Origin of the sequence: Hallerella succinigenes (assembly GCF_002797675.1) — a bacterium.
Classification (GTDB): Bacteria; Fibrobacterota; Fibrobacteria; order Fibrobacterales; family Fibrobacteraceae; genus Hallerella; species Hallerella succinigenes.
In genome coordinates this window covers 1,213,800-1,235,709 of the sequence record NZ_PGEX01000001.1, presented here as the reverse complement: position 1 = coordinate 1,235,709, position 21,910 = coordinate 1,213,800, and the positions used below count along the sequence as shown (strand labels likewise).

General features: G+C 41.4%; 24 protein-coding genes. 7 read left to right on the top strand and 17 right to left on the bottom strand.

Features of this window, described 5'->3' with window-relative positions; genetic code table 11:
* Positions 1–207: 207 nt before the first annotated feature.
* On the top strand, positions 208–447 hold the full coding sequence (locus BGX16_RS05530; protein WP_100425153.1) for a hypothetical protein: 240 nt from the start codon (positions 208–210) through the stop codon (positions 445–447).
* A 71-nt stretch (positions 448–518) separates the two neighbouring features.
* Here the strand turns inward: BGX16_RS05530 and BGX16_RS05525 are convergent, their stop codons facing one another.
* Complete coding sequence (locus BGX16_RS05525) at positions 519–872, bottom strand: type II secretion system protein (RefSeq protein ID WP_198514867.1); 354 nt, start codon at positions 870–872, stop codon at positions 519–521.
* A 96-nt stretch (positions 873–968) separates the two neighbouring features.
* Here BGX16_RS05525 and BGX16_RS05520 point away from each other — a divergent pair, with 96 nt between their 5' ends.
* A complete protein-coding gene (locus BGX16_RS05520) occupies positions 969–2,114 on the top strand; it encodes an ATP-binding protein (RefSeq protein WP_157797888.1) in 1,146 nt (381 codons plus the stop codon).
* A 20-nt stretch (positions 2,115–2,134) separates the two neighbouring features.
* Here the strand turns inward: BGX16_RS05520 and BGX16_RS05515 are convergent, their stop codons facing one another.
* Positions 2,135–2,863, bottom strand: coding sequence for a nucleotidyl transferase AbiEii/AbiGii toxin family protein (locus tag BGX16_RS05515; protein ID WP_100425151.1), 729 nt, complete (start codon positions 2,861–2,863; stop codon positions 2,135–2,137).
* Positions 2,850–3,455, bottom strand: coding sequence for a type IV toxin-antitoxin system AbiEi family antitoxin domain-containing protein (locus tag BGX16_RS05510; RefSeq protein ID WP_100425150.1), 606 nt, complete (start codon positions 3,453–3,455; stop codon positions 2,850–2,852). The genes BGX16_RS05515 and BGX16_RS05510 overlap by 14 nt, the downstream gene beginning before the upstream one ends.
* Before the next feature lie 102 nt (positions 3,456–3,557).
* Between BGX16_RS05510 and BGX16_RS05505 the strand changes: the two genes are divergently transcribed.
* Positions 3,558–3,929, top strand: coding sequence for a hypothetical protein (locus BGX16_RS05505; RefSeq protein ID WP_100425149.1), 372 nt, complete (start codon positions 3,558–3,560; stop codon positions 3,927–3,929).
* A gap of 71 nt (positions 3,930–4,000) precedes the next feature.
* Here the strand turns inward: BGX16_RS05505 and BGX16_RS05500 are convergent, their stop codons facing one another.
* On the bottom strand, positions 4,001–4,366 hold the full coding sequence (locus tag BGX16_RS05500) for a hypothetical protein (protein ID WP_100425148.1): 366 nt from the start codon (positions 4,364–4,366) through the stop codon (positions 4,001–4,003).
* A gap of 13 nt (positions 4,367–4,379) precedes the next feature.
* Positions 4,380–6,077 carry a hypothetical protein gene (locus BGX16_RS05495; protein ID WP_100425147.1) on the bottom strand — a complete coding sequence of 566 codons (1,698 nt, stop codon included), beginning with the start codon at positions 6,075–6,077 and terminating at the stop codon, positions 4,380–4,382.
* On the opposite strand from BGX16_RS05495, the gene BGX16_RS05490 reads away from it, so the two are divergent.
* From BGX16_RS05490 to BGX16_RS05475, 4 genes are read left to right on the top strand one after another with little or no spacing between them, the layout of a single operon-like run.
* Positions 6,040–6,915 (top strand): glycosyltransferase family 32 protein, encoded by an 876-nt coding sequence (locus BGX16_RS05490; RefSeq protein ID WP_241899466.1) that lies wholly within the window; start codon positions 6,040–6,042, stop codon positions 6,913–6,915. The two genes, BGX16_RS05495 and BGX16_RS05490, sit on opposite strands and share 38 nt — an antisense overlap.
* The gene (locus tag BGX16_RS05485; protein ID WP_100425146.1) at positions 6,897–7,610 is read left to right on the top strand and encodes a glycosyltransferase family 32 protein; all 714 of its coding nucleotides are present in this window, start codon (positions 6,897–6,899) and stop codon (positions 7,608–7,610) included. Before BGX16_RS05490 ends, BGX16_RS05485 begins: the two co-directional genes overlap by 19 nt.
* A gap of 8 nt (positions 7,611–7,618) precedes the next feature.
* On the top strand, positions 7,619–8,908 hold the full coding sequence (locus BGX16_RS05480) for a glycosyltransferase family 4 protein (RefSeq protein ID WP_157797887.1): 1,290 nt from the start codon (positions 7,619–7,621) through the stop codon (positions 8,906–8,908).
* A gap of 11 nt (positions 8,909–8,919) precedes the next feature.
* Positions 8,920–10,206, top strand: a complete 1,287-nt coding sequence (locus BGX16_RS05475; protein WP_100425144.1) for a glycosyltransferase family 4 protein — start codon at positions 8,920–8,922, stop codon at positions 10,204–10,206.
* Here the strand turns inward: BGX16_RS05475 and BGX16_RS05470 are convergent.
* The 12 genes from BGX16_RS05470 to BGX16_RS05415 form a co-directional block, all read right to left on the bottom strand.
* Positions 10,203–11,141 carry a glycosyltransferase family 2 protein gene (locus BGX16_RS05470; RefSeq protein ID WP_100425143.1) on the bottom strand — a complete coding sequence of 313 codons (939 nt, stop codon included), beginning with the start codon at positions 11,139–11,141 and terminating at the stop codon, positions 10,203–10,205. The two genes, BGX16_RS05475 and BGX16_RS05470, sit on opposite strands and share 4 nt — an antisense overlap.
* Positions 11,142–11,146: 5 nt before the next feature.
* Complete coding sequence (locus tag BGX16_RS05465) at positions 11,147–12,379, bottom strand: type II toxin-antitoxin system HipA family toxin (protein WP_100425142.1); 1,233 nt, start codon at positions 12,377–12,379, stop codon at positions 11,147–11,149.
* Positions 12,376–12,720, bottom strand: coding sequence for a helix-turn-helix transcriptional regulator (locus tag BGX16_RS14825; protein ID WP_198514866.1), 345 nt, complete (start codon positions 12,718–12,720; stop codon positions 12,376–12,378). Before BGX16_RS14825 ends, BGX16_RS05465 begins: the two co-directional genes overlap by 4 nt.
* Positions 12,721–12,788: 68 nt before the next feature.
* The gene (locus BGX16_RS05455) at positions 12,789–13,775 is read right to left on the bottom strand and encodes a hypothetical protein (protein WP_100425140.1); all 987 of its coding nucleotides are present in this window, start codon (positions 13,773–13,775) and stop codon (positions 12,789–12,791) included.
* Positions 13,769–15,595, bottom strand: coding sequence for an ATP-grasp domain-containing protein (locus BGX16_RS05450; protein ID WP_100425139.1), 1,827 nt, complete (start codon positions 15,593–15,595; stop codon positions 13,769–13,771). The genes BGX16_RS05455 and BGX16_RS05450 overlap by 7 nt, the downstream gene beginning before the upstream one ends.
* Positions 15,592–16,698, bottom strand: coding sequence for a DegT/DnrJ/EryC1/StrS family aminotransferase (locus tag BGX16_RS05445; protein WP_100425138.1), 1,107 nt, complete (start codon positions 16,696–16,698; stop codon positions 15,592–15,594). Before BGX16_RS05445 ends, BGX16_RS05450 begins: the two co-directional genes overlap by 4 nt.
* Before the next feature lie 20 nt (positions 16,699–16,718).
* Entirely contained in the window at positions 16,719–18,002 is a 1,284-nt protein-coding gene (locus BGX16_RS05440) for an ABC transporter ATP-binding protein (protein WP_100425137.1), read from the bottom strand.
* Between the two features lie 4 nt (positions 18,003–18,006).
* Positions 18,007–18,678, bottom strand: a complete 672-nt coding sequence (locus BGX16_RS05435; protein WP_100425136.1) for a DUF4276 family protein — start codon at positions 18,676–18,678, stop codon at positions 18,007–18,009.
* A complete protein-coding gene (locus BGX16_RS05430; RefSeq protein ID WP_073301661.1) occupies positions 18,679–19,791 on the bottom strand; it encodes an AAA family ATPase in 1,113 nt (370 codons plus the stop codon).
* A 32-nt stretch (positions 19,792–19,823) separates the two neighbouring features.
* The gene (locus BGX16_RS05425; RefSeq protein ID WP_100425135.1) at positions 19,824–20,069 is read right to left on the bottom strand and encodes a hypothetical protein; all 246 of its coding nucleotides are present in this window, start codon (positions 20,067–20,069) and stop codon (positions 19,824–19,826) included.
* A 30-nt stretch (positions 20,070–20,099) separates the two neighbouring features.
* Entirely contained in the window at positions 20,100–20,957 is an 858-nt protein-coding gene (locus tag BGX16_RS05420; RefSeq protein ID WP_100425134.1) for an ABC transporter permease, read from the bottom strand.
* A 1-nt stretch (position 20,958) separates the two neighbouring features.
* Positions 20,959–21,900 carry a glycosyltransferase family 2 protein gene (locus tag BGX16_RS05415; protein WP_241899465.1) on the bottom strand — a complete coding sequence of 314 codons (942 nt, stop codon included), beginning with the start codon at positions 21,898–21,900 and terminating at the stop codon, positions 20,959–20,961.
* Between the last annotated feature and the right edge of the window lie 10 nt (positions 21,901–21,910).

Sequence of the window (21,910 nt, the reverse complement as noted above, 5' to 3'; positions counted from 1 at the left end):
CGTTATTTCGCAATAATAAAAATAATAAAAATTGCGAAATAAATATAGCGTGGCTGTATTTTTGTTTCCGCTTACGTGAAGTTGCAATAGGCTTACATTTCCGAATCTGTTGCTATCGGTGACTGGGGTGTCATTGGCTACAAGGGCCCGGGTGATGAAGATGTCAAGAGTGATCTCACGGGTGGCGGCAAATCCCACACAACCAATTTGGAATATACAGAATCTCAAACTTTCGCAAACAATACTGTTGCTCTGGGAGCCAGCGATATTATTGGATGGAATGCAAAGAATCTAGCAAAGTTGAATGATTGCAATCCTGCGATCAACTGGCAGGTTAAGGTAAAAGAAAACACTAATTCTGCTGGTGACGCTGAATTCACGGCGACGGTTCTTAATCAGGCAACATGCTTGGCGTTGGCTCCGAACTTCGAAAAGATTGGCAAGTAATAGCTAGTTGACATAAATATTCAAAAGGAGCCTTCCCGTATGGGAAGGCTCCTTAAGCACATTTTGCCTTATTACTGGCCGATTTTGGTAAAGTTTGGAGTAAGAGCAGCGCAATCGCCGGCGTTATTACCTGCAGCCGGAGTCGTTGCGTTATAAGCAATGGGAGATCCCTTCGATGCATTTCCGTTGTCTGCTTCTGCAATAGTAATCTGCCATACAGAATTTGCGGCGCAGTCATTCAATTTAGCTTTATTGGTTGCAGTCCAACCAGTTTGAGCGCTCAGACCGGCCAATGCGACCGTCTGAGCAGTCGTTTGACCCTGCGCATACGTGAAATTGTTGCTACCGGGCATATTGTAACCAATCGTTGTCCAGTTACCAACATAGATTCCGCTTTCAGCCACATAAGCATCCTGCAACTTCACGTAGGATGAGTCCGGATGACATAATGTCAAAAACTTCAAATTTTCTATATTTTGGACAAATTTGAAGTTCAACTTAAAATCTGGACAAAAAAATATATGTTTCAAAGAGAAATTCGCGAAAAATTGATAGAGTACAACCGCAATTTTCCAATCGTGTCCGTGACCGGACCTCGCCAGTCTGGGAAAACAACCCTTTGCAAAATGGTATTTCCAGGATACGAATACATGAATCTGGAAGATGAGGAAAGTCGCGATATTGTAAAACAGGATATCAAGGGTTTTCTCAGGAAGTATGGTAAAGGACTTGTGATCGACGAGGTCCATCGGCTGCCCGAAATTTTTTCCGCACTCCAAATTGTTGCCGATGAAGATGATTCGAGGCGATACGTCATTTCAGGAAGCAGCAATTGGCTGATGATGGAAAACATAAGCCAGTCTCTCGCGGGGCGTGTAGCCTTTTTGCGGTTGTTGCCTCTATCCCTAAAAGAAATCGGTGTAAATCACGGCACGAACGAACTGCTTCATAAAGGTTTTTACCCCGCCATATGGGGCAAGAATCGCCCAGTCTCCGCCGTCTATGACAGCTATTTTAGCACCTATATACAACGAGACGTTCGGCAGATAATTAATATCAAGGATATGGACCTGTTCAGAAAATTCGTTAGGCTTTGCGCAACACGGGTTGGCAGTGAATTTATCGCAAGTAGCCTAGCTTCGGAAGTGGGTGTTTCCGTAAAGACGATTCAGGGATGGTTGAGCGTACTTGAAACGTCCTATATAGTCTACCTTTTGCCGCCCTTCTACAGGAATATAGGGAAACGGCTTGTCAAGAGTCCAAAGCTTTATTTCTGCGATGTGGGCCTAGCCTGCTATTTGCTCGGATTGAAGAGCGAAAACGACGTGTCGAACTCACCCTTGCGGGGTGCACTTTTTGAAAATCTGGTTATAATGGAGTTTGTAAAAAATTTCTACAACAAGGGGCTTGAACCTCCTGCGTATTTTTATAGGGACAAGTCGCAGCACGAAATCGATCTGCTGCTTGATGAGGGAGGCCTTTCTGCATATGAGATAAAGTCGGCGACGGCATTCAATAGTGATTTTGTAAAGAATTTAAATTACCTGGATAAAGTAATTGAGGGGGGCTTGAAGTCCCGTCAAGTCATTTACGACGGGGAAAAGGGTTGGGACAAGCCTGATAACGGATTTATGAATTTCAGAGACCTAAAATTTTTTAGTTTTTGAAATCTATCGATTCAGGGGGCCTAAACCAATTTTTCCATCTTGTCGCAAAGCGCGAGAATTGACGGTCTAATTCTGAAAGATAAGCCGGCCAATTCATTGGGTTCCAACAACGGCACGAGTTCACCAAAGGATTCTTCCGTCAAGTTTTCTGCGCAAATTCTCAATTTGTCGACAAGTCCGTCCAAATTTTTGGCCGCGACTACGTTCCTATACGAACGAGCCTTCTTCAAGCGCACGAGTAAAACATCCATTCGCGGCATAGCCTTGCACAACGACTCGTACTGATAGACATCGTACAGATCGCGCATCAGTTCTCGCTCGTTCCATGCTGCGATCTTGTGTGCGAACGCGGCTCCGGGCTCCATTACACGGATTATACGGGCTGGATAGCCATATGGAGTGCTCAACAACGTCGATGACATTGGTATAGACGGGCATTTCTTTTCAACGTTAATCTCTATTTGCGCTTGTTGTCCCGCATAATCTATGATTATACGCAAAGCTTTCGAGTTCATTGTTGTATTGAATGACAATCCTTCAACTTGAGCAAGGGCTTCTCCGACAAGGGCTTTTACATCCTTTTTAGAATCGAAGGGGACAAAGATATAGTCGACATCGTTTGTGTATCGAGGACTGTGCATCAACCTTAACGACATGCCGCCTTTAAGAATTGCGGAATTTCCAAACTTTTGAGCAAAAAAGTCGACAATCCACGACAAAAGGGCTTCGGTGCTTTTAAACATTTCCATAAACTGTATTCCTTACAAATGCCTTGAACTTTGGATTGGCGTAACGCTCCAAATACGAATCCACTTTTTCTTTTGACAATGCGGAAAAATGAATGTCTTGAAAAATGTTAAAGTAAAATCTTTTCTTGTGCTGGTAAAAATAGAGCGTGTCAAGCACAGCTTTTTCTGCATCTGCAATTCGCACTCCATTCTCGAGAATGGTCGTCCCGAAATACAAGTTCTTTGATATTTGGGAATATGAGAGATTCACATCGCCCTTATACTCACTGGCCCTCGAATAAACAACGCAGCTCACTAGAAACGGGCTTTCCGTGCCAATAAGTTTGTAGAAAGCCAAGGCTGAGCCGAAAGATACGTATGATTCTGTTCTGACCTTCGCCGAAAGAATCATGCGGTCAAAATTTTGTGTGACATAGATGCCGCGTGAATAACGTTTTAGTAAACCGGCATCTTCAAATTGCCTAATCTTAATCCAAAGCATTTGTTGGCTCGCCATATCAAAAAGCGAACTTAACTCAGAAAGAGAAAAAACTCCGCCAACTTTTGGGGCAAATTCAAGCAGCTTTTGGGCATTTTCCAGCATCTTTATCATACTGCTACAAAATATAATAAAATTTATATTATATAGCAATATGAAAATGCGACATGCGATTGTTGTTTCAACAAAAACAAGACGAAATCGAACGCAACCTACGTGAAGTTGCAGCAGGCTTACTTCAGCGAAAACAACCAGATTGGTGGTTGGGATATGATTGGCTACATCGCTCCGAATGGCGGCGAAACGACCAACTTCTACTATGGTGCTGCAATCGCTCATTCTGGAAGTGCATCTCAGAACGCTCAAAATGTTGTTGGCTGGGCCGCTGATAATAAGGTGACTCTCAACGAATGCGTTGCGGGAACCGTCATGACACAGGCAAAAGCAACTAACGCGACCACAAATTCGCATTGGATTGTTAAGGTTTCTGTGAATACCGGCTCACAAGCGGATGTCACTTTTAATGCCTCTGCTAATAGTCCAGGCTGCGTAGCCCTTACTCCGACTTTCGACAAAATCGGCAAGTAATCGCCTAATAAAACACAATAAAAAAGAGCTCTCCAAAGAGAGCTCTTTTTTATCCTAAACTCTGCTAGCTATTACTTGCCGATCTGATTCCAGTTCGGAGTGAGCTGTAAGCAGTCTTGATTAAGAGTACTCGGAATGAAGGTTGCCTCACCAGCAGCTGATCCTGATTTAACCGTAATGGTCCAATGGTCGCCCTGAGTACAATCGTTCAATTTAGCTTCGTTGTGGGCAGTAAAACCGACCTTTCCCGTTGCATCCAAAGCTGCAGTGTTGTTGGCATATCCGGTTGTATCCTTGTAGCTGAAATTATTCGTTTTAGACGATGCACCACCGGTAGCACCAGTAGCGTTCGTATTGTCGCCAGGGCCCTTATAACCAATAACAGACCAAGTTCCAATAGCTACTGCTTCAGAAACATAAGCCTGTTGCAACTTCACGTAGGTTCTTGCATTAATGTTGAGTGCTTGCGACGTTAGAAACCAACCGATATTTAGAGAAAGTCATTTCTCCAAATGTTTTTAAGGTATCTACAGCGACGCTGTCGTAATAGTGATGTTGTAGGTAGTCGCTTAAAGTAGAATTGTCTAGAACGATGACGTTTTCTTTGACAACATCTTTGATTGGATTGACTATTCCATAATCTTTTAGTGCTTCTTTAACTTCCGGTAAATAAGGAGTCCAATATCCAAAAGAAACTGAATTACGGTAGCTACCGATAGGCTCTGCTAAATAGGGCGGATTTTTGTGATGGCTGAAGCGCATAAAAGATTTCATGCTGAGCAAAAACATTTTATCTGAATTCTTATTCATGAATTCAAAAACTTGCGAGTAGTTCGTAGAGTCGTCTACAGCAAGCGTGCGTAAATTGCCGGAGTTGGGGTCACGAACCATTTCTCCTTCTGTTGCATAGAGATAAACATTTATGATCGCAATGCATGTGAGTGCAATGACTGTGATTTTTGGAGACAGCTTCAATTTTAAATCTCTTGCTAAAGGAATGGCGAGGACGGCTGCGTAGAGCCAAAATCCATTTTCGACTCGGTAGACCAAACGTCCGGCGAATTGTAAGTAAGCTATTAGACTAAGAATTAAAGTTAAACTAGCGACGAGATAAATAAATTTGGATCGATTGGTAAAATAGAGAACTAGGCAGAAAATAAACCATGTCCAAAATAGAGGCGCTTGCAGAGAATGGGATAAAGCGCTGACTAAATTGCGAGGTATTTGTGAATGTTGGATTTGATCTTTGTAGGGTTGAATTGTTGCAGAATAAGGTCTGAGGCTGTCTGCGGAGAATGCTTCGGTATCATAGAAGGTCCAAGTGGTGAGCATGTGGTAATCTTTACCGCTTAAACCGCGTTCTTCGAGATCTTCGTATACTGCGTTTTGATTGTAATTATTTTTGTCACCAAATGCGACTCGTGGACCTTGAAATTCGTTAAATTCCTTGTATTCCGGGGCTTCATAAATATGCCTGTCAAAAGCGTGCATGGAAAAAGTACTGGCGAATAAAATGGCAAGGCAAGTGATGGTGAGCCATTTTGCATTCCAGCATTCCTTCAGCATGAACAAAAGGCTGAGGCAAAAAAAAGGCATGCCCATCAGGAACGCTTGCCAACGCATCATAGATCCCCAGAGCATAAGGAACAATGCTATCGTGAAAGGGAATGCTTTTGTGAATTTGGAAGCGTTTTCTTTTTTGCTGACTTCGCAAATTTCGTAGGCGAATAAAAGCATGCCTGCTGCGCTTAAAATGGAAGCGCATTGCGTGAACTGTACGACCAGGTAAAAGTCGCTGGCGAAGAGGGCTGTAAATAGCGTGGCTAAAAGCGTTCCCCAGTTTGCTCCCATTTTGCGCAAAAGGACATAGCCAATGGTAAAGAACGAGATAAAGACGGCTGTCATTTCGCCGATGTAGTACCACCCGATTTTAGGGAAAAGGTGATAAAGAGGCAAAAGCGCATATCCGTAAATGGCGTTGACAAAAATCAGGTGCGGGTTGTATTCGGTACCGAATGCGCCTGTAAGCCTGGTTGCCATAAAATAGTCGTCGATGGCTCCGAACTTGAGATCCCCAAAGATAAGGCAAAGAACTAGGAAGAAGAGGTTGATGATGGCAGAAAATGCCAAAGCTTTTTTAATAGGCATGGGAGAAATATATATTTTTATCGATATGTCTATCCCTAAGATTGTACACTACTGTTGGCTAAGCAATGATCCGTATCCGGAATTGGTTCAGCGTTGTATTCAGAGCTGGAAAGAAAAACTTCCGGATTATGAATTAATACTGTGGGATATGAATCATTTTGATGTGCATTCTGTGCCTTGGGTGGAGCAGGCTTGTTCTGTAAAGAAATGGGCTTTTGCGGCAGACTACATCCGTCTTTATGCACTTTATAATCATGGCGGAATTTATTTAGACAGCGATGTGGAAGTTTTGAAATCATTCGATGATTTACTGGATAGACCATACTTTTTTGGGAAGGAGCATACGCCGGATAGGATTGATTCTAGTCATATCATCGAGGCTGCGACTTTTGGCGCAGAAATTCATCATCCCTTAATAAAAAAATGCTTAGATTATTACGCAGGTAAAAATTTTATTATGGCGAACGGCGCTTTTGATACGACCGTTCTTCCGCATATCATGGCAAGTGTCTTAAATCAAGAAGGCGCTTTGCGAGATTTACTTCCGATGCATTATTTTTCGCCCAAGAATACAAGAACGCAGATTGTGGAAGCTACTGCGGAAACATATTCTGTGCATCATTTTAATGGCTCGTGGTATTCTATGGCACAGCGGAAGCATGTAAATGCTCGAATTAAATTTTGCAAATTGTTTGGTGAAAATGTGGGAACGTTGCTTTCTACGATTTATGCGGTGTTTGTGAATTTGAAGTATAATAGTTTTCAGGACACATTGTCCCGTTGCAAACAAAAAGGGCTTTCTTTATTCCAGGTGAAAAAATGGCAATCCCAAAAGTGATACATTATTGCTGGTTGAGCGGGGAGCCTTATCCGGAACTTGTGCAAAAATGCATGAAGTCTTGGCGGAATCATTTGCTGGACTATAACTTTGTGTTATGGGATCGAAAAAAAATTCAAGAATGTTTGTGCCCGTGGGTAGAATCTGCATTAGCAGAAAGAAAATGGGCCTTTGCTGCAGATTATGTACGGTTGTTTGCTCTTTACAACTATGGCGGCATTTATTTGGATTGCGATGTAGAAGTCCTAAAGTCTTTTGATGATATTCTTGCTCAAGATAGTTTTCTTGGACGGGAATCTCATAAGAATGTGATAGAAGCTGCAGTGATGGGTGCAGAACCGAATCTAGCGTGGGTAAAAAAATCTTTGGATTGGTATGAAAACCGAAGATTCAATGTATCGGACTTAAATAATCCATCGATTGCGATACCGGTTGTTATAAAAAATGCGTTGATGATTTTTCACGGTGTTAAAGTGTTGCCGGCGGAATATTTTTCTCCCAAAGATAATCGGACGGGGAAACTTCGAATCACGTCAAAGACTTATTGTATTCATCATTTTGATGGAAACTGGTTCAATGATTATCAGCGTGAGTACTTTAGAATTCGAGTGGAATTTTCTAAAAAGTATGGTGCTTTTGTGGGGCTTGTTGCGGCGAGTCTGTTTTCGCTGAAGAAGAAATTGTTTAATAGGTGATAGGTGAGATGGCAAAAGAAAAATTAAACATCTTGTTTGATGCGACAATTCTTGTGGATGGATCTGTCGATTCTAGCTCTCGAACAGGAATTTATTTTGTTGCAAAAAACATTTTAAATGAGATGACACTGAAAAATGATGTGAACGTTTATCTCACCGCGTGTCCGTCGAAATTAGCTGGATTAAAAAAAATTGCGTCTCGAAACTGCAAAATTTTAGATAAGGGGAGTTGGCTTTCCAATCAGGTTTTTTCTATTCTCTTTCATATTAGATTGATAAAGAAAAAAATTTTTTCAATGGCATTGATCAGGAAAATGTTTTCTCTACTTGAGCTGATCATTGATAATGGTTACGAAAAAATTTATTCGAGATTTTTATTTGCTTGGCCGGAAGAGCTGAGAGAATTAAAAAATATCGTTTATTTTTCTCCAACTGCAGACTCCTCAAAACATTTGCGGAAAAATGAAATTAGAAGGTTTGTCGTTTTACATGATGCGATTCCATTTAAGTTACACGAATATAAGAATCAGTTAAATAATAAATGGGTTTGTTATTTTTTAAATAAAGATGTTTTCTACTTCACCGTTTCTAATTCGACGAAAAGAGATTTTTGTAACATTTTTCCTAATATTGCCCCCGATCATTTCCAAACAGTCTATTTAGGGGCTAAAGAGTCGTTTTGCCCTAAGCTAGATCAAATGCTAATTGCGTCGGTTAAAGCAAAGTATGGAATTCCTTCTGACAAAAAATTTGTTTTTAGTTTGTGTACGCTTGAACCTAGAAAAAATCTTATAAGGGCAATAAGATCTTTTATCAAATTTTCTGAAAAGAATTCGATCACTGATATGATTTTTGTTTTGGGGGGACCTTCTTGGCATGACTTTGAAAAAAAGTTGGTCGAAGATGAAGAAGTGAAATCTTTGTATTCGAAGTATGTCAAGTGGATTGGTTATGTTGCGGACGAAGAACTTCCTGTTTTGTATAGTAATGCGGAATGGTTCGTTTACACAAGTCAATACGAAGGATTTGGATTGTCTCCGTTAGAAGCTATGAAATGTGGGTGCCCGGTGATTGTCAGCAATAATTCATCGTTGCCTGAAGTTGTAGGTGATGCAGGTATAATGATCGATTGGGATAACGATGAACAGCATATGGTTGCATACGAGCAATATTACTTTAATGAATCATTAAGAAAAGAAAATGGGCAGAAAGGACTTGAACGAGCCAAATGGTTTTCGTGGAAGAGAACTGTTGATTCGATAATTTTGTCTATAAATTCACGAGAAGGCTTGTTGTAAAAAGGATCAATATGAAGCAATCGTTAAAAATGATTTTTGATGCTACTGTTTTAACAAATGGATTTCGAAAAAATGATTCTAGGAGTGGAATTTTTTTTGTAGCTTCAAATATATTAAGAGAATTGCTGAAACGTTCGGATGTGGATGTATGTCTTTATGTGTCTCCAGAAAAGTATTCTGAAGAACTGCGTTTAAAAAAAGAGATTTATCAAAATGTACCTTTTGTGCACAATCAGTCGAATGTTTTTTTCAATAGCCTTGCGAAAATTTTAAATAAATTTTGGTTGGTTTATGAAAAGTATCCTAGAAATTTTTTACTAAAAAAAATTTCTGCGGCAGGGATTATAGGAGTTCAAGGTTTTTTTAGAAAAGTAATTAAGATTCGATCAAATAATGAAAATGTCAAAAACGCCGAGGTATTTTTCTCTCCAGTATATAAGGTACCTCCATTTGTGAGGCAAAACACTGGATTGAGGAACTATATAATTTTTTATGATGCAATTCCTTTTGTTAATCTAAACTGTTACACATCTACAGAATGGGCGAATTTTCTTAGGGATATAATTTCTTCCGTCAAACGAACGGACAAAATTTTTTATATCTCTAATCATACAAAAAAAGATATGGAAACAATATTTCCGTATTTGACAGAATCTCGATCTAGTGTATTGTATTTGGCTGCAAATAATAATTTTAAACAAATCTCAGACTGTGAAATTCTTAAACATATTAGAGAAAAGTATCAAATCCCTTTTAAAAAAAGGTATGTTTTTTCTCTTTGCACTCTTGAACCTCGAAAAAATTTGGTGCGAGCGGTTCGCTGCTTCATGACTTTTGTTCAAAAAAATCATATAGAGGATTTAGTGTGGGTTATGGGTGGTGGTCATTGGGATTCATTCATAAAAGAATTGCAGAAAAACGGGGTCGCCTGGGATTCGAAATATGTTGTTCAGGCTGGCTATATAGATGATGAAGACCTGCCTGCTCTTTATAGCAATGCGGAATGGTTTGTCTATACAAGTCAATATGAAGGATTTGGCTTACCCCCATTAGAAGCAATGCAATGTGGTTGCCCCGTAATCACAAGCAACAATTCTTCCCTGCCCGAGGTTGTTGGTGATGCCAGCATCATGATTGATTGGGATAGCGATGAACAACATATTGAAGCATATGAAAAATACTACTTCAATAAAGAACTGCGGAAAGAAAATAGTCGTAAGGGCCTGGAACGAGCAAAGATGTTTTCTTGGAAAAAAACAGTTGATAAGATGGTCGAAATAATGAAAAGGAATATTTAGTTCCTTATAATTTGCAGAAACTTGAGTAACTTATAAAGTTGTACTCCTGCAGCTCGAACGATTAAAGAATAATTTATGGAAAACAATTCTTTTCTCCAATGGTCTCGCACGGATTTATAGCAATTTGCAGAGTCAAATCTAGATTTATTTGCGTCAGCCCATTCGATATGACTTAATGGGATTGTATGCTGATGAAAAAAAGGAACGCTATCGTTGATTTTTAAATAATGATAAATAGCACAATCTTCAATGGCCGCTTGCCCTGAGGACATTGCTTTGCCCCATTGTGCAGTCGTGTTCGCTCCATGTCGGTTATTATAGTTGAGACATTTTGCACAATAAAAAATATTGCCCATTAGGCAAAATTCTATCCAAAATAACCAGTCTCCGCTGGATTTAAAGGATTGATATGTTTTGGGTATGAATTTGAGTGTTTCTTTTTTGAACAAAACAGCGCTTGCATTTAAAATGAAATTTTGAAATATCATTTTTTTACGAAGAAGCCATTTGCCATTAAAAACTCTGTCCTCTTGAATGTTTATGTCTATTGTCTGTTTTTCTGGCGTGACTATAAAGGAATTTGTAAAAACAAGATTGACGTCATTTTTTTTTATTCTTTGTACAGTTTCTTCCAAAAAATTCAATTCTGCCCAATCGTCGCTTTCAGCAATCCAGATGTATTCGCCTTGGGCTAAGTCAAATCCCTTAGCCCATTGTTTGAATGGCGAACCGCTATTTGTTTCGTTGTAAACGACGTGACTTACTTGTGGACGATTGCGATATTCTTCAATGATTTCTTTGCTGTTATCCGTACTGCAATCGTCAAGAATGATGACTTCAAAATCTTGGAAAGTTTGATTGAATATGGAATCAAGACGCTGCCGAAGATAAGGCGCGTGATTGTAGTTAGGGACTATGACGGAAACGAGAGGCATGTTTTTTAGTCTATTCTCAAAATGTTTTTTTCAATGATTTCAATAGTTTTCTCATGTCCTATCAAAGCTGAATCATTCTTGACTTTGTCAAAGTTTTTCTCGATTTTTTCGATAGTCTCAAAATAACAATCTAGGATTGTTTTGGGCTTTAGGTTGAGCTGGCCGGCAAGCAACACAAAGTCTTCGCTGTTAATTTTTTTGAATTCGTAGTGCTTGCCGACCTTCATTGATAGCTTGCGGGTCAAATCCGGGTAAATGATTGTGCTGACTGTGTCGTAAATGGGGGCTAGCTGGATGGTATTTCCCTGGAATAGTAGGGAGTAGTTTTTGCCATGGGCGTCGCAGTTTCCTATGATCAGGTTGAATATGATATAGCGGAGAAAATTACGCGTTTCGATTAGGGGAATTGTCGTTTTCTCTTTGAGAAGGTTATAGATGTCTGCGATGCTTGGACCGCCGTCGTTCTGGTATTTGCGGTCGCTTAGGATCCCGAGTGCTTGGCAAATGTCTTCTTGGTGGATCCTTGAAATTTGGTTGTTCTCGGAAATGCGGTCGTAGCGCTCTATTAAAAGGAACTCTGTATAGCCAATTTGCTTAAGTTCTGTCTTGGATGTTGGAAGTCCGCTGTATTTGGCAAGCTTGGTGCAGATGTATTCGTTTGCAGCAAGGTTGGATAGTTTTCCGCTTCCAGTTGGCTTGAGAATATGGGTAGATGGGGCTCCATTTTTTGGCAAATAGTATTTACCATTTATATAAGCGAGAGGGAGTTTTTCTTGCGCTCCGGCAAGGGAGAGGCGGAGCTTCTCCTTGATCTTGAGCAAAGGACGGGTGTTTATGTTCTGAATATATTCGGCAAGTTTTTTTTCGGACAGAGGTTCGTAGTTGTCCCGTGAAAATGCATACGCACTTTTGGCTTTATTGCTTTCTCCCTCTGGCAAAATGGAAACCATGCCGGCGCATTCTCCGCCCAGTTCTTTGAGAAGTTTGAATGTGCTGGTTTCGGATATATGCAGGTAATCCGAGATTCTCTTTTTTACATCGCCTTCAGGCAATAGTCCTTCAAAAAAGGGGAGGCAATCTTTTTGTGAAAATTCAGCATTGCTTAAAGGGAGTGATAATGATATGGGCGGTTGCCCTGCTTTGATATAGGCTGTGTCGTAAAAAAAGACAACACCTTTTTCTGCGGTGGACTCTAGATATCCGGCCAGTTTTTCTCCTAGATATACAGAAAGTTTCATTTGCTTTCCTCGTTTCCGATAATCTGCATTTTGAGGCCTAGCATCTGTAGGACTTGCATCACTTTGCCCAAGTGTAGTGACTGCTTGCCGTTTTCAAGCTCTGAGAAAAATCGTAGCCCGACGCCGCAAAATGTGGCACATTCCGCTTGTGTCAGTTTGAGGCTTTTACGGCGTCCTTTTATGGCTTTGGATAAATCTTCTGTATTTTGAATGTCCATGCCATAAATATAATATTCCCGAACGGGAAAATTAATGCTTTTTGTTTGAAAATATGTAAAATATTCCCGAACGGGAAAACATGGAACGCTAATCTTGAAAAAATTGAATGGATATGGAATCAAGATGCTGCCGAAGATAAGGCGCGTGATTGTAGTTGGGGACTATGACAGAAACCTTGGGGATGGGCATGCTATTTTCCGAAATAATCATTAATGTATGTTATGAATAGTAGTGCGTTTTTCTTGTTTGATTCTTCATAATTTAAACTGTTAATCAAATCTTTTTTTGTTGATTCAGCCCAATTAATCTCTTCAATGCTGTCGCCAAAAGCGACCCCATATGTATTTTCGTCTGCTCGGCGGTAATCTTTTTTGTTTTTTCCTGGTTCTGGAACAACAATGGATTTGCATCCACAGATTGCTGCTATGGAAGAATAAAATGTTTGCGTATCGTAACTATAACAGAATTCACACTCGTTCAATATTTTAACTTTTTCTTCTTCTGACAAATCGTCAAGAATTGGACCGTCAAAGTTTGAAGGTAAATCCTTTCGGTTTCTGCCCTTTCGGATAAAATAACAGTTTCCGGCATGTTTGGAAAAATTTGACTGTTTATATAAATTGTTGTCAAAATAATTGATTTTGACTTTTCTCGCAGATGGATTTAACGTGTAATCGTTGAATATATCTCGAAAACAAATAAATAAATCTTTTTTATTGTAGGCAGATTTTTCTTGTGGATAGCGATTGAAGTATAACAACCATCTAACAACATTCTTTGCTTTAAGCGGGTTCCCGTAAACTATTTCTGGATATAATACTATAGTTTTTTTGTTTGAAAAGAAAGGGCTTATTTGTAATTTACACCCTTTTAAATGCGGAGCTCTGAAATATTCGGGGAAAAATTTCTTGTTGAAACCGAGAGTTGGAAAAAGTCGGTTTAGGAATATTGCTATGGCTAGTTTTATGTTGACTATAAAATGCTCTCTTTTTGAAAAAATAAGCAAATCCTTTTCGCTAGTCGGAAAAGAGTGTAGTAAAAATAAACGAGCATCATAACCTAGCTTGGTTAGACACCTGCATAGTTCAGAGAGAACTAACGGTCCTCCACAATAAGTGTAAGTGTTGATGATTATAATTTTTTTCATTTTGATGTTTGAAAGAATTTTTTTTAGCATTTGCTTTCAAAGAGGGCTGATTCCATAATAAATATGGGTCTATTCAGGAATTCGCCCATTTCGTCTGTTCTTTGGATGTTTTGGGGGGATAAATCTTTGTATATGATTGATTTGTCTTGTTTTTCTGCGACCCCGATATGCTTGATATCCCAAAATCCTTTTGTTCCGTTTTTTATAAAGTCAATCATTTCTTGCTTAGTGCCATTGTCGAAAAGGCAGGTTTCCCTATTTCCTTTCCAATTGAATCCTAGTTGGAATACGATGGTTTGGCAAATAGAAGACATTTTGTTAAGTTGCTGAATCATGAATTCTTTAGCCTTTTCTATACTTAACGATTTGTCGCCATAATCATCGCCGAGGTGATGGATGACGTTTAGCAGAAAACAGATGTCATATTTTCTTGTGTCATTGAAATTATAATACTCGTTTTTCACTTCCATTTGGCTGCATAGTTCGAGTAATTTTGTTGCTGCAGACATAAATTCCGCATGGGCGGTGTTTCCTTCGTAAGAGGTAACATGCTTTGCTCCGGCTTCAATGGCGTTGAAAGAAAAAAATCCTGTATTAGCCCCGATATCAATTAAGGATTTGCCCTTTAACGAAACCTTTTGAGTGATATAGTCAAAACGTTGTTGCTCGGCTCGTGATTTTGTGTTTAGCGTCTCTTGAGCAAAGCATCTTGATAGGCTTCGCGGTAGAATCTGGTATTGTGAATGCTTGCTGATGGCGTTGTAGCTAGATTTCAGTCGGTCAATCAATTCCTGTTTATAAATTTCTCTTGTATCGTCTCTTTTGTATATGTCGTATGGTTCAAATGTTTCAGGAAGGAACGAACTTTTGTTGTGCCATATGGTATTATACGAAAGTCCCCCACTCCAATAATAGCGTGCATTTTTGTTTATTGATGATGAATGTTCTACTGCAAATCCATAATCTTCTAGAAAATAATCGAAGAAGTTTTGCCCGTAGTCAACAAACAGTTGGCTGGGGCCCCAAAAACGGGGGTTCGCTTCTATCATGAAAAGTTGATTGTTTTTTTTACGAACCTCAACCATTACAAGGCCTTGGAAATTCAGTTTCTTGAACATGGCAATAAATTTGCTGTCGTCTAGAGATGCACTTGATATTTCCGCCGCGATAACAGATTTCCCAAAGGGCTGCTGGGCAATATTCTCTTGAAAAAGTTTATAGATTTTTTGATTTTTCGAAAAATAGTATAGTATATAATACGAATTGCCCTTTACAAATTCTTCACAAAAATAATCATAGCCATTGAAAACTATGGAATTGAAAACATCTTCTGAATCAACAATAATGGGGGCTGAAAGAATTTCTGTTGTCTCGTAATATTTTGGCTTTATAACAAAAGGAATATTTGTTTTGTCAAAATCAACTTCTTTGGGGATTAGGATGCCGTTTGCATCACACAAATCTCGGAAAGCTTTTTTGTCGGAAATAATATTATAAACGTCATTCGGCACTAGGGGAATTATGCAACCCAGTTCTTCAAAATAGGGTCTATTTTTTTGTAGAAAACGATTTAGAGCTTCTGTTGAGGGCGCTATAAACAATTCGTCCGCATGAGTAATGTTTCTTACCTTAGAAAGAGATTTGGAAATGTCGGCCAAATCTAAAGAAATTTTTTCTCGTATAGAAACGACGTTGGAACTGTATTTGGATTTAAAAATGGGGTCGTTTTGAGAAATGGCGATAATGTAAAAATCTAAATGATTTTTCTCTAGTGTGCGCAAAAAGGCAATTACGGCTCGCATGTTGAAGCCACTAAATATCACGATTGCCTGTTTTTCGTCTGTTTTCATCGTTTTATAATTTCAATGACTCTATTGAGATCTTCTTCCTTCAGCCCTGCATACATTGGTAGGCAAATCACTTGGCCAGCCAATTTATGCGCTACTGGCAGGTTTTCGGGACTTGCGGAATCAAGGCCTTTATAGGCGCTGAATGTGCTGATAAGCGGGTAGAAGTAGCGGCGTCCGTAGATGTTGTGCTCCTTGAGCTTTTCGTAGAGGGCGTCTCGGCTCATACCGTATTCTTTCTCATTTACGAAAATCGGGAAATAGGCGTAATTGTGGTGGACGCCCTCGATGTCATGTAGCATGCGTATGCCGGGAACATCCTTGAGCGCTTCGCGGTACTTTAGCGCGGTTGCCTTGCGGCTTGCGATGGCTGCATCCACCTGCTTCAGGTTCAAGAGTCCATAGGCGGCACGGACTTCGTCCATCTTGCTGTTGATTCCGGGGGCAACTACGGTGGTTTCCCCAGCAAATCCGAAGTTCTTTAGGTAATCGATTCTCTTCTTGGTGGCGGCATCGTGGCAGACGAGAGCTCCGCCCTCTATTGTTGTATAGACCTTCGTGGCGTGGAAACTGAGTGTACTCATGTCACCGTTTTCGAGAACGGTCTTCCCGTTGACCTTTACACCAAAGGCGTGAGCTGCGTCGTAGATAACCTTAAGGCCGTATGTGTCGGCAATTTCTTGGATACGCTCCATGTTGCATGGATTGCCGTAAACGTGCACCGGCATGATGGCCGACGTTTTCGGGGTGATGGCCGCCTCAATTTTTTCGGGGTTGATGAGTCCAGTTTCTTCTTCAACATCCACGAATACGGGCTTTAATCCGTTCCACCAGATGGCATGCGTGGTGGCGACAAAGCTGTAGGGCGTCGTGATGACTTCGCCGTTGATGCGTAAAGCCTGTAGGGCGGTAATCAGGGGGAGGGTCCCGTTCGTAAAGAGCGACAGGTACTGTACGCCAAGATAATCTGCCAGGGCCTTTTCCAGTTCCTGGTGGTAATGGCCGTTGTTGGTAAGCCACTTACGGTCCCAAATGTCCCTAAGCATCGGGATGAATTCATCCAGATCGGGAATAAGGGGCTTTATGACGGTTATCTTTTCTTGCATATTTATTTCTCTGAAAATGCTTAACCGGTTTGCTTTTCGCTAAACGGGAACTTTGGCGTTACGTCGCCAGGCTCGCGGCCGCCCATCCAGTTGCCTATCTTGATGGTCTTGGCGGAAACGGGAAAACTGAGAACATCCAGTGCTCGGCATAGTGATTCCGCGTTGTCATGGAATGCGAGCAAAGTGATGGAAAAGTTGCCCCAATTGAGTGTATTCTTGGGAATGGTGCAAATCTGGGTATATTCGCCTTTTGCCTTTGCTTTGGGAACTTGTTCTCCGGCACTACTAGAAAAGATTGTGGTCCCGAACTCATTTTTATAATGCATCGTGAGCCACATTTTCTCAAAATCTTTTGTAAGCCGGTAGCGAATTATAAGTTCCATGTCGTCGTCCATAGGCATGGATTCACCGTATTCGCCGCCTTTGCGCCTGATTCCGATTTCAAGGAGCTCAAATCCGTCTTTGGAATACTCGATTTTGTCTTTCCATTCCTTGTGGGTAGGGGAGTCGCTGTCGCCACGGATATATTTTGAGACGATTGAATCCGCGTCACCGTAATCTTTGATTATACCGTTTTCGAGCAATAGTCCTGTTTTGCACAAGCTCTTCACCGCGCCCATGTTGTGGCTCACGAACAGTACGGTCCTGCCTTCGCCGCGGCTTACGTCCTGCATCTTGCCGATGGCCTTTTTCTGGAATTCGGCGTCGCCCACGGCAAGCACTTCGTCCACCACCAATATTTCGGGTTCCAGGTGTGCCGCGATGGCGAACCCGAGACGTACGGTCATGCCGCTGCTGTAACGTTTTACGGGAGTGTCCAGGTAACGTTCGCAGCCGCTGAAGTCCACAATCTCGTCTAGTTTGCGGGTGATTTCGGCACGGGTCATTCCCATGATGGCTCCGTTCATGTAGATGTTCTCACGCCCGGTCATTTCCGGGTGGAAACCTGTTCCGACTTCCAAAAGGCTCGCAATGCGGCCTCGGGCGCGGATCGTGCCGGTGGTCGGTGCGGTCACTCGGCTTAAAAGTTTAAGGAGTGTACTTTTCCCTGCGCCGTTTCTGCCGATGATGCCAACAACGTCGCCTTCTTCGACCTTGAAGTTGATATCCTTGAGTGCCCAAACATAATCGCTTTTACCCTTGCTTGTACGGTCGTTTACTTCGCCCACTTTCAGGTAAGGGTCTTCCTTGTGCAAAATCTTGGTTTGCCAAAAACGGTTCAGGTCGTGGCTGAGCGTTCCTGTGCTCACGAGCCCCAGGCGGTACTGCTTGCTGATGTTCTCGAATTCAATGGCGGTCGACATACTACTAGATCTGTTCTAAATGCGTAATCCAATCATTGAAGTGTCTGCATTTTTTTCTGATTTTATTTAACCCAATTCTGCGTAAAACTTCAATTCCTGCTACAGTTTTGTCGTAGGCGGGGATGGCTTTTAAAATTCTTTTTGACGGGGCCGTTTCAAAACTATTGTTTATCAGTTCTGGATTCGGTTGTGCACTGATTGCCTGTCGTAATTCGTCAATTTGGCAGTCGAAGTATTCTGTAGAAAGCTGTTCTATGTCTGCAAATAATAAAGCTTCAAATTCGTGCAACTGTATATACGGCTTAAAATGACGTTCGTGACCCACCTTTTGTAAAATAGAATTCTCTAATTGACGGACTTTATCGTAGGCATCAGAATATTTCATCGCATTGGCGTAACCGGGAGTGTCTGTTGGAAGCGCATAGAAATCAACCATTGTTGAAACATAAGAATCTTCGCTTTTCGAGGCGCGCTTTAATACAGGTTCTAGAGAGTTCTGCATTTTGCTATACGAACACATTCCGCCTTTATACATAATTCCATGTCTATTATCCCTTTTGGTCAATATTGTTATTGGAATTATAATTTTTTCATAATCCAAAAAATGAGGCGCAAGTATGGCTTTGGCAAAATGTTCTTCGGACGGACCTTCGGTGACTATAAATATTTTTTTCATTTAAGGTTGTCCTCCGATGATATTTTTTTCCCATATTTCGGAAAGACTGTAATTTTCCAACCACTCATCCAAATCTTGTTCATTCAATCTTTTGAAAATCGAGGATCCTGAGGCAGAGTTTGTCTCGGCCACAATTACTTGATCGGGCGTAAAGCTATCCAAAAGTCGGGGAGACTGTGTTGCTACCACAATTTGGGCGTATTGAGAGCACTCTTTTATCATAGAGGCAAGCAAATCAATAACTTGTGGGTGCAAACCTAGCTCGGGTTCGTCAATAAGGATGATGTTAGGCAAGAGTTCCGGCGGCTGCAAAAAAAGTGTTGCGAGGGCTATAAAACGAATGGAGCCGTCCGATAGGTGATCTGGTCCAAACAAATAATCGTTGTCGATTTCAGATTTCCAATTGAGCTTTATGGATGACATATTTAACGGATCTGGAAATAAATCGAATTTTCCAAATTGAGGGACAGCGTATCGGATTCTACTTGTAATACGTTCAAAGTACTTAGGGTATTTTTGTTGGATTCTGTATAAAAATGCAGGTAGGTTTCCGCCATCAGCAAATAAATATCGATTATTGGCTATGCTTGCCGAATTTCTGATATGAGATTGGTCCGATGTGTCATGAAATTGATATGTCCGGCATTGTGACAGAATTGCCTTTAGAGCGTTGGCGCCTGCGTATTTTTGGTCATCTGCATATAGAAGGCTTTCTTTCTGACCTCCATCCAGCTCAAATTCTTTGTCATTGACTTTGATTTTTTCTTCTAAAAAAATCAAAGCATCTTTTACGGATTTTGCTAATTTAAATTGATATACATCTTTAAAATTAGGATTTTCAAATGTCAAGGATGATTGGATAATTGGCGTTTTTTTTGATCCAAAATGAAGAATGTTGTCTGCCCCGCCATTTTTCCCAATATATAATTGCAGTGCTTCGGTTGACATATGGTTCAACATTTCAAAAAAGGATATGAAACTGCTCTTACCAGCTCCATTTGTACCAATAATGATGTTAACATCCTTTAGGTCCAAATTCAACGAAAGCTCATCTGAACCAAACGACTTGAATCCAGAAATTGCTATTTGTGTTAACTTAGATTTATTGTTCATTTTGACCTCAACTACAAAATAGTAGTTTTGCGCTAGGAATATAGCCCATTCAATGCTGTTTTCCCGTCATTTAAGAATTTTCCGATGACGGTATTGTTTTTGAGAACTTCTGCTAAGTTGCTGTAACGTTTTACGGGGGTGTCCAGGTAGCGTTCGTATCCGTTGAAGTCCACGATCTCGTCGGGCTTGCGGGTAATCTCGGCGCGGGTCAGAGTTCCTGTGCTCACGAGCCCCAGGCGGTACTGCTTGCTGATGTTCTCGAATTCTATGGCGATCATGTATTGGTAATATAACTAGAAAAAATTGTTTTAAACCGTGTCCATAAACGTGCGCTGAATGTGGTTGAAGACAATCACGCCTAAGGCGAGAAGCAAAGCCGCAAAGCCTGCGCTGTAGCCGAGTGCGGCCCAGCTGAATTCGCCGACGCCAAGCATGCCGAACTTGAACGTTTCCATGATGCTTGTGAGCGGATTCGCCTGCATCAGCAATTTGAGCTTGGGATTTTCGATGGTGCTGAGCGGGTAAATCACGGGCGTTGCGTACATCCAAAGTTGCACAATAAAAGTCAGCAAAAAAGTAAGGTCGCGGTATTTGGTCGTGAGGCTGCTGAACAGCACACCGAATCCGAGTGCAAGCGCGGCGAGAATTAAAATCAGAATTGGCGTCAAAAGCAAATACAGGTTCGGGTGCACAGGCGCATCGGTAAAAAACATGTAATACGCGAACACCAAAAAGAAGAGCCCCATCTGAATCGCAAGGCGCACCAGATTGCTCGTCACGGTCGCCATGGGAACAACCAAACGCGGAAAATAAACCTTTCCAAAAACATTCGCGTTATCGATGAACGTTTTGCTGGTCTGGTTCAGGCTTTCGGCAAAATACTGCCAAAGGCAGATTCCCGCCAAATAGAACAGCGGTTGCGGAAGTCCGTCGGTACTGATCTTTGCAATCCCGCCGAAAACAACCATGAACATAATCGTCGTCATAATCGGCTGGATAAAGAACCAAAGCGGTCCAAGGATTGTCTGCTTGTACCACGTCACAATGTCGCGCTTGACGAACATGCGGTACAAATCGCGGTATTGCCAGAGTTCGTGAAAGTCGACGTTCAACAGACTCGTTTTCGGCTTGATGACGGTTGTCCAGTTGTTCTGCCCTTCTGTCATGTTAAACCTTTTCCCGAATCACGTACTGCGGAGCCTGATTGATGCAAATATAAACGCGCCCCACGTATTCGCCGATGAGACCGAGCAGGAACATGATCATGCCGCCGACAAACAAAAGTGTCGAGAGAAGGCTTGCGTAACCGATCGGCGCAGCTGCGACCGTTATTTTTTCGTAGATTACAAAAAGGCCTGCGGCAAATCCAATGATCGCGCAAAGGATGCCGATGAACGTGGCGGCGCGCAAAGGTTTTACAGAGAAGGCGGTAAAACCGTTTACCCAAAGTCCAATCAATCCGGCGATTGTATAGCCGGATTCGCCTTGCAAACGGTGGCGATGGCTTACGGCGACGTTCCCCAAATTTTGGGTCGCTCTAAAAACGAGCCCGCTGATGTACGGGAATGGATTCGGGTACTGCACAATCTCTTTTGCGATGAATTGCTTCATAATAAAGAAGCTCGTCGTCTTCAAAGTTTTCGGCTGCCCGATGATCGCTTCCGCCATCTTTTTGTTGACCCAGCTTCCGAATCGGCGGAACAGGTGCTGAGCGGAATGTTCATAATAGCCGTAAACAACGTCAAAGCCTTCTTCAAGTTTATCGACCAATTTAAAGCTTTCGCTTGCCGGAGTCTGTCCGTCATCATCGAGACTGATTACGTAATCGCCTGTGGCTTCTGCGTAGCCTGCCATCAGGGCGTTGTGCTGTCCAAAATTTTTTGCAAGGCAAATGCCCTTGATTTTTTTATCTGCGCATGCGAGCTGCTTGATTTTACCCCAAACGTCGTCCGGGCTGCAATCGTTTACCAAGACGATTTCGTAGTCGAACGTGCGTCCGTCTTTGGATTCTGCGTTTCGATTTTTTACGGTAGTGCGAATTTCGTTTACGACGGTTTCAATCGTATTTTCGCTACGGTAGCAGGGAAGCACAAAAGAAAGTAAAGTCAAATTATTTTGC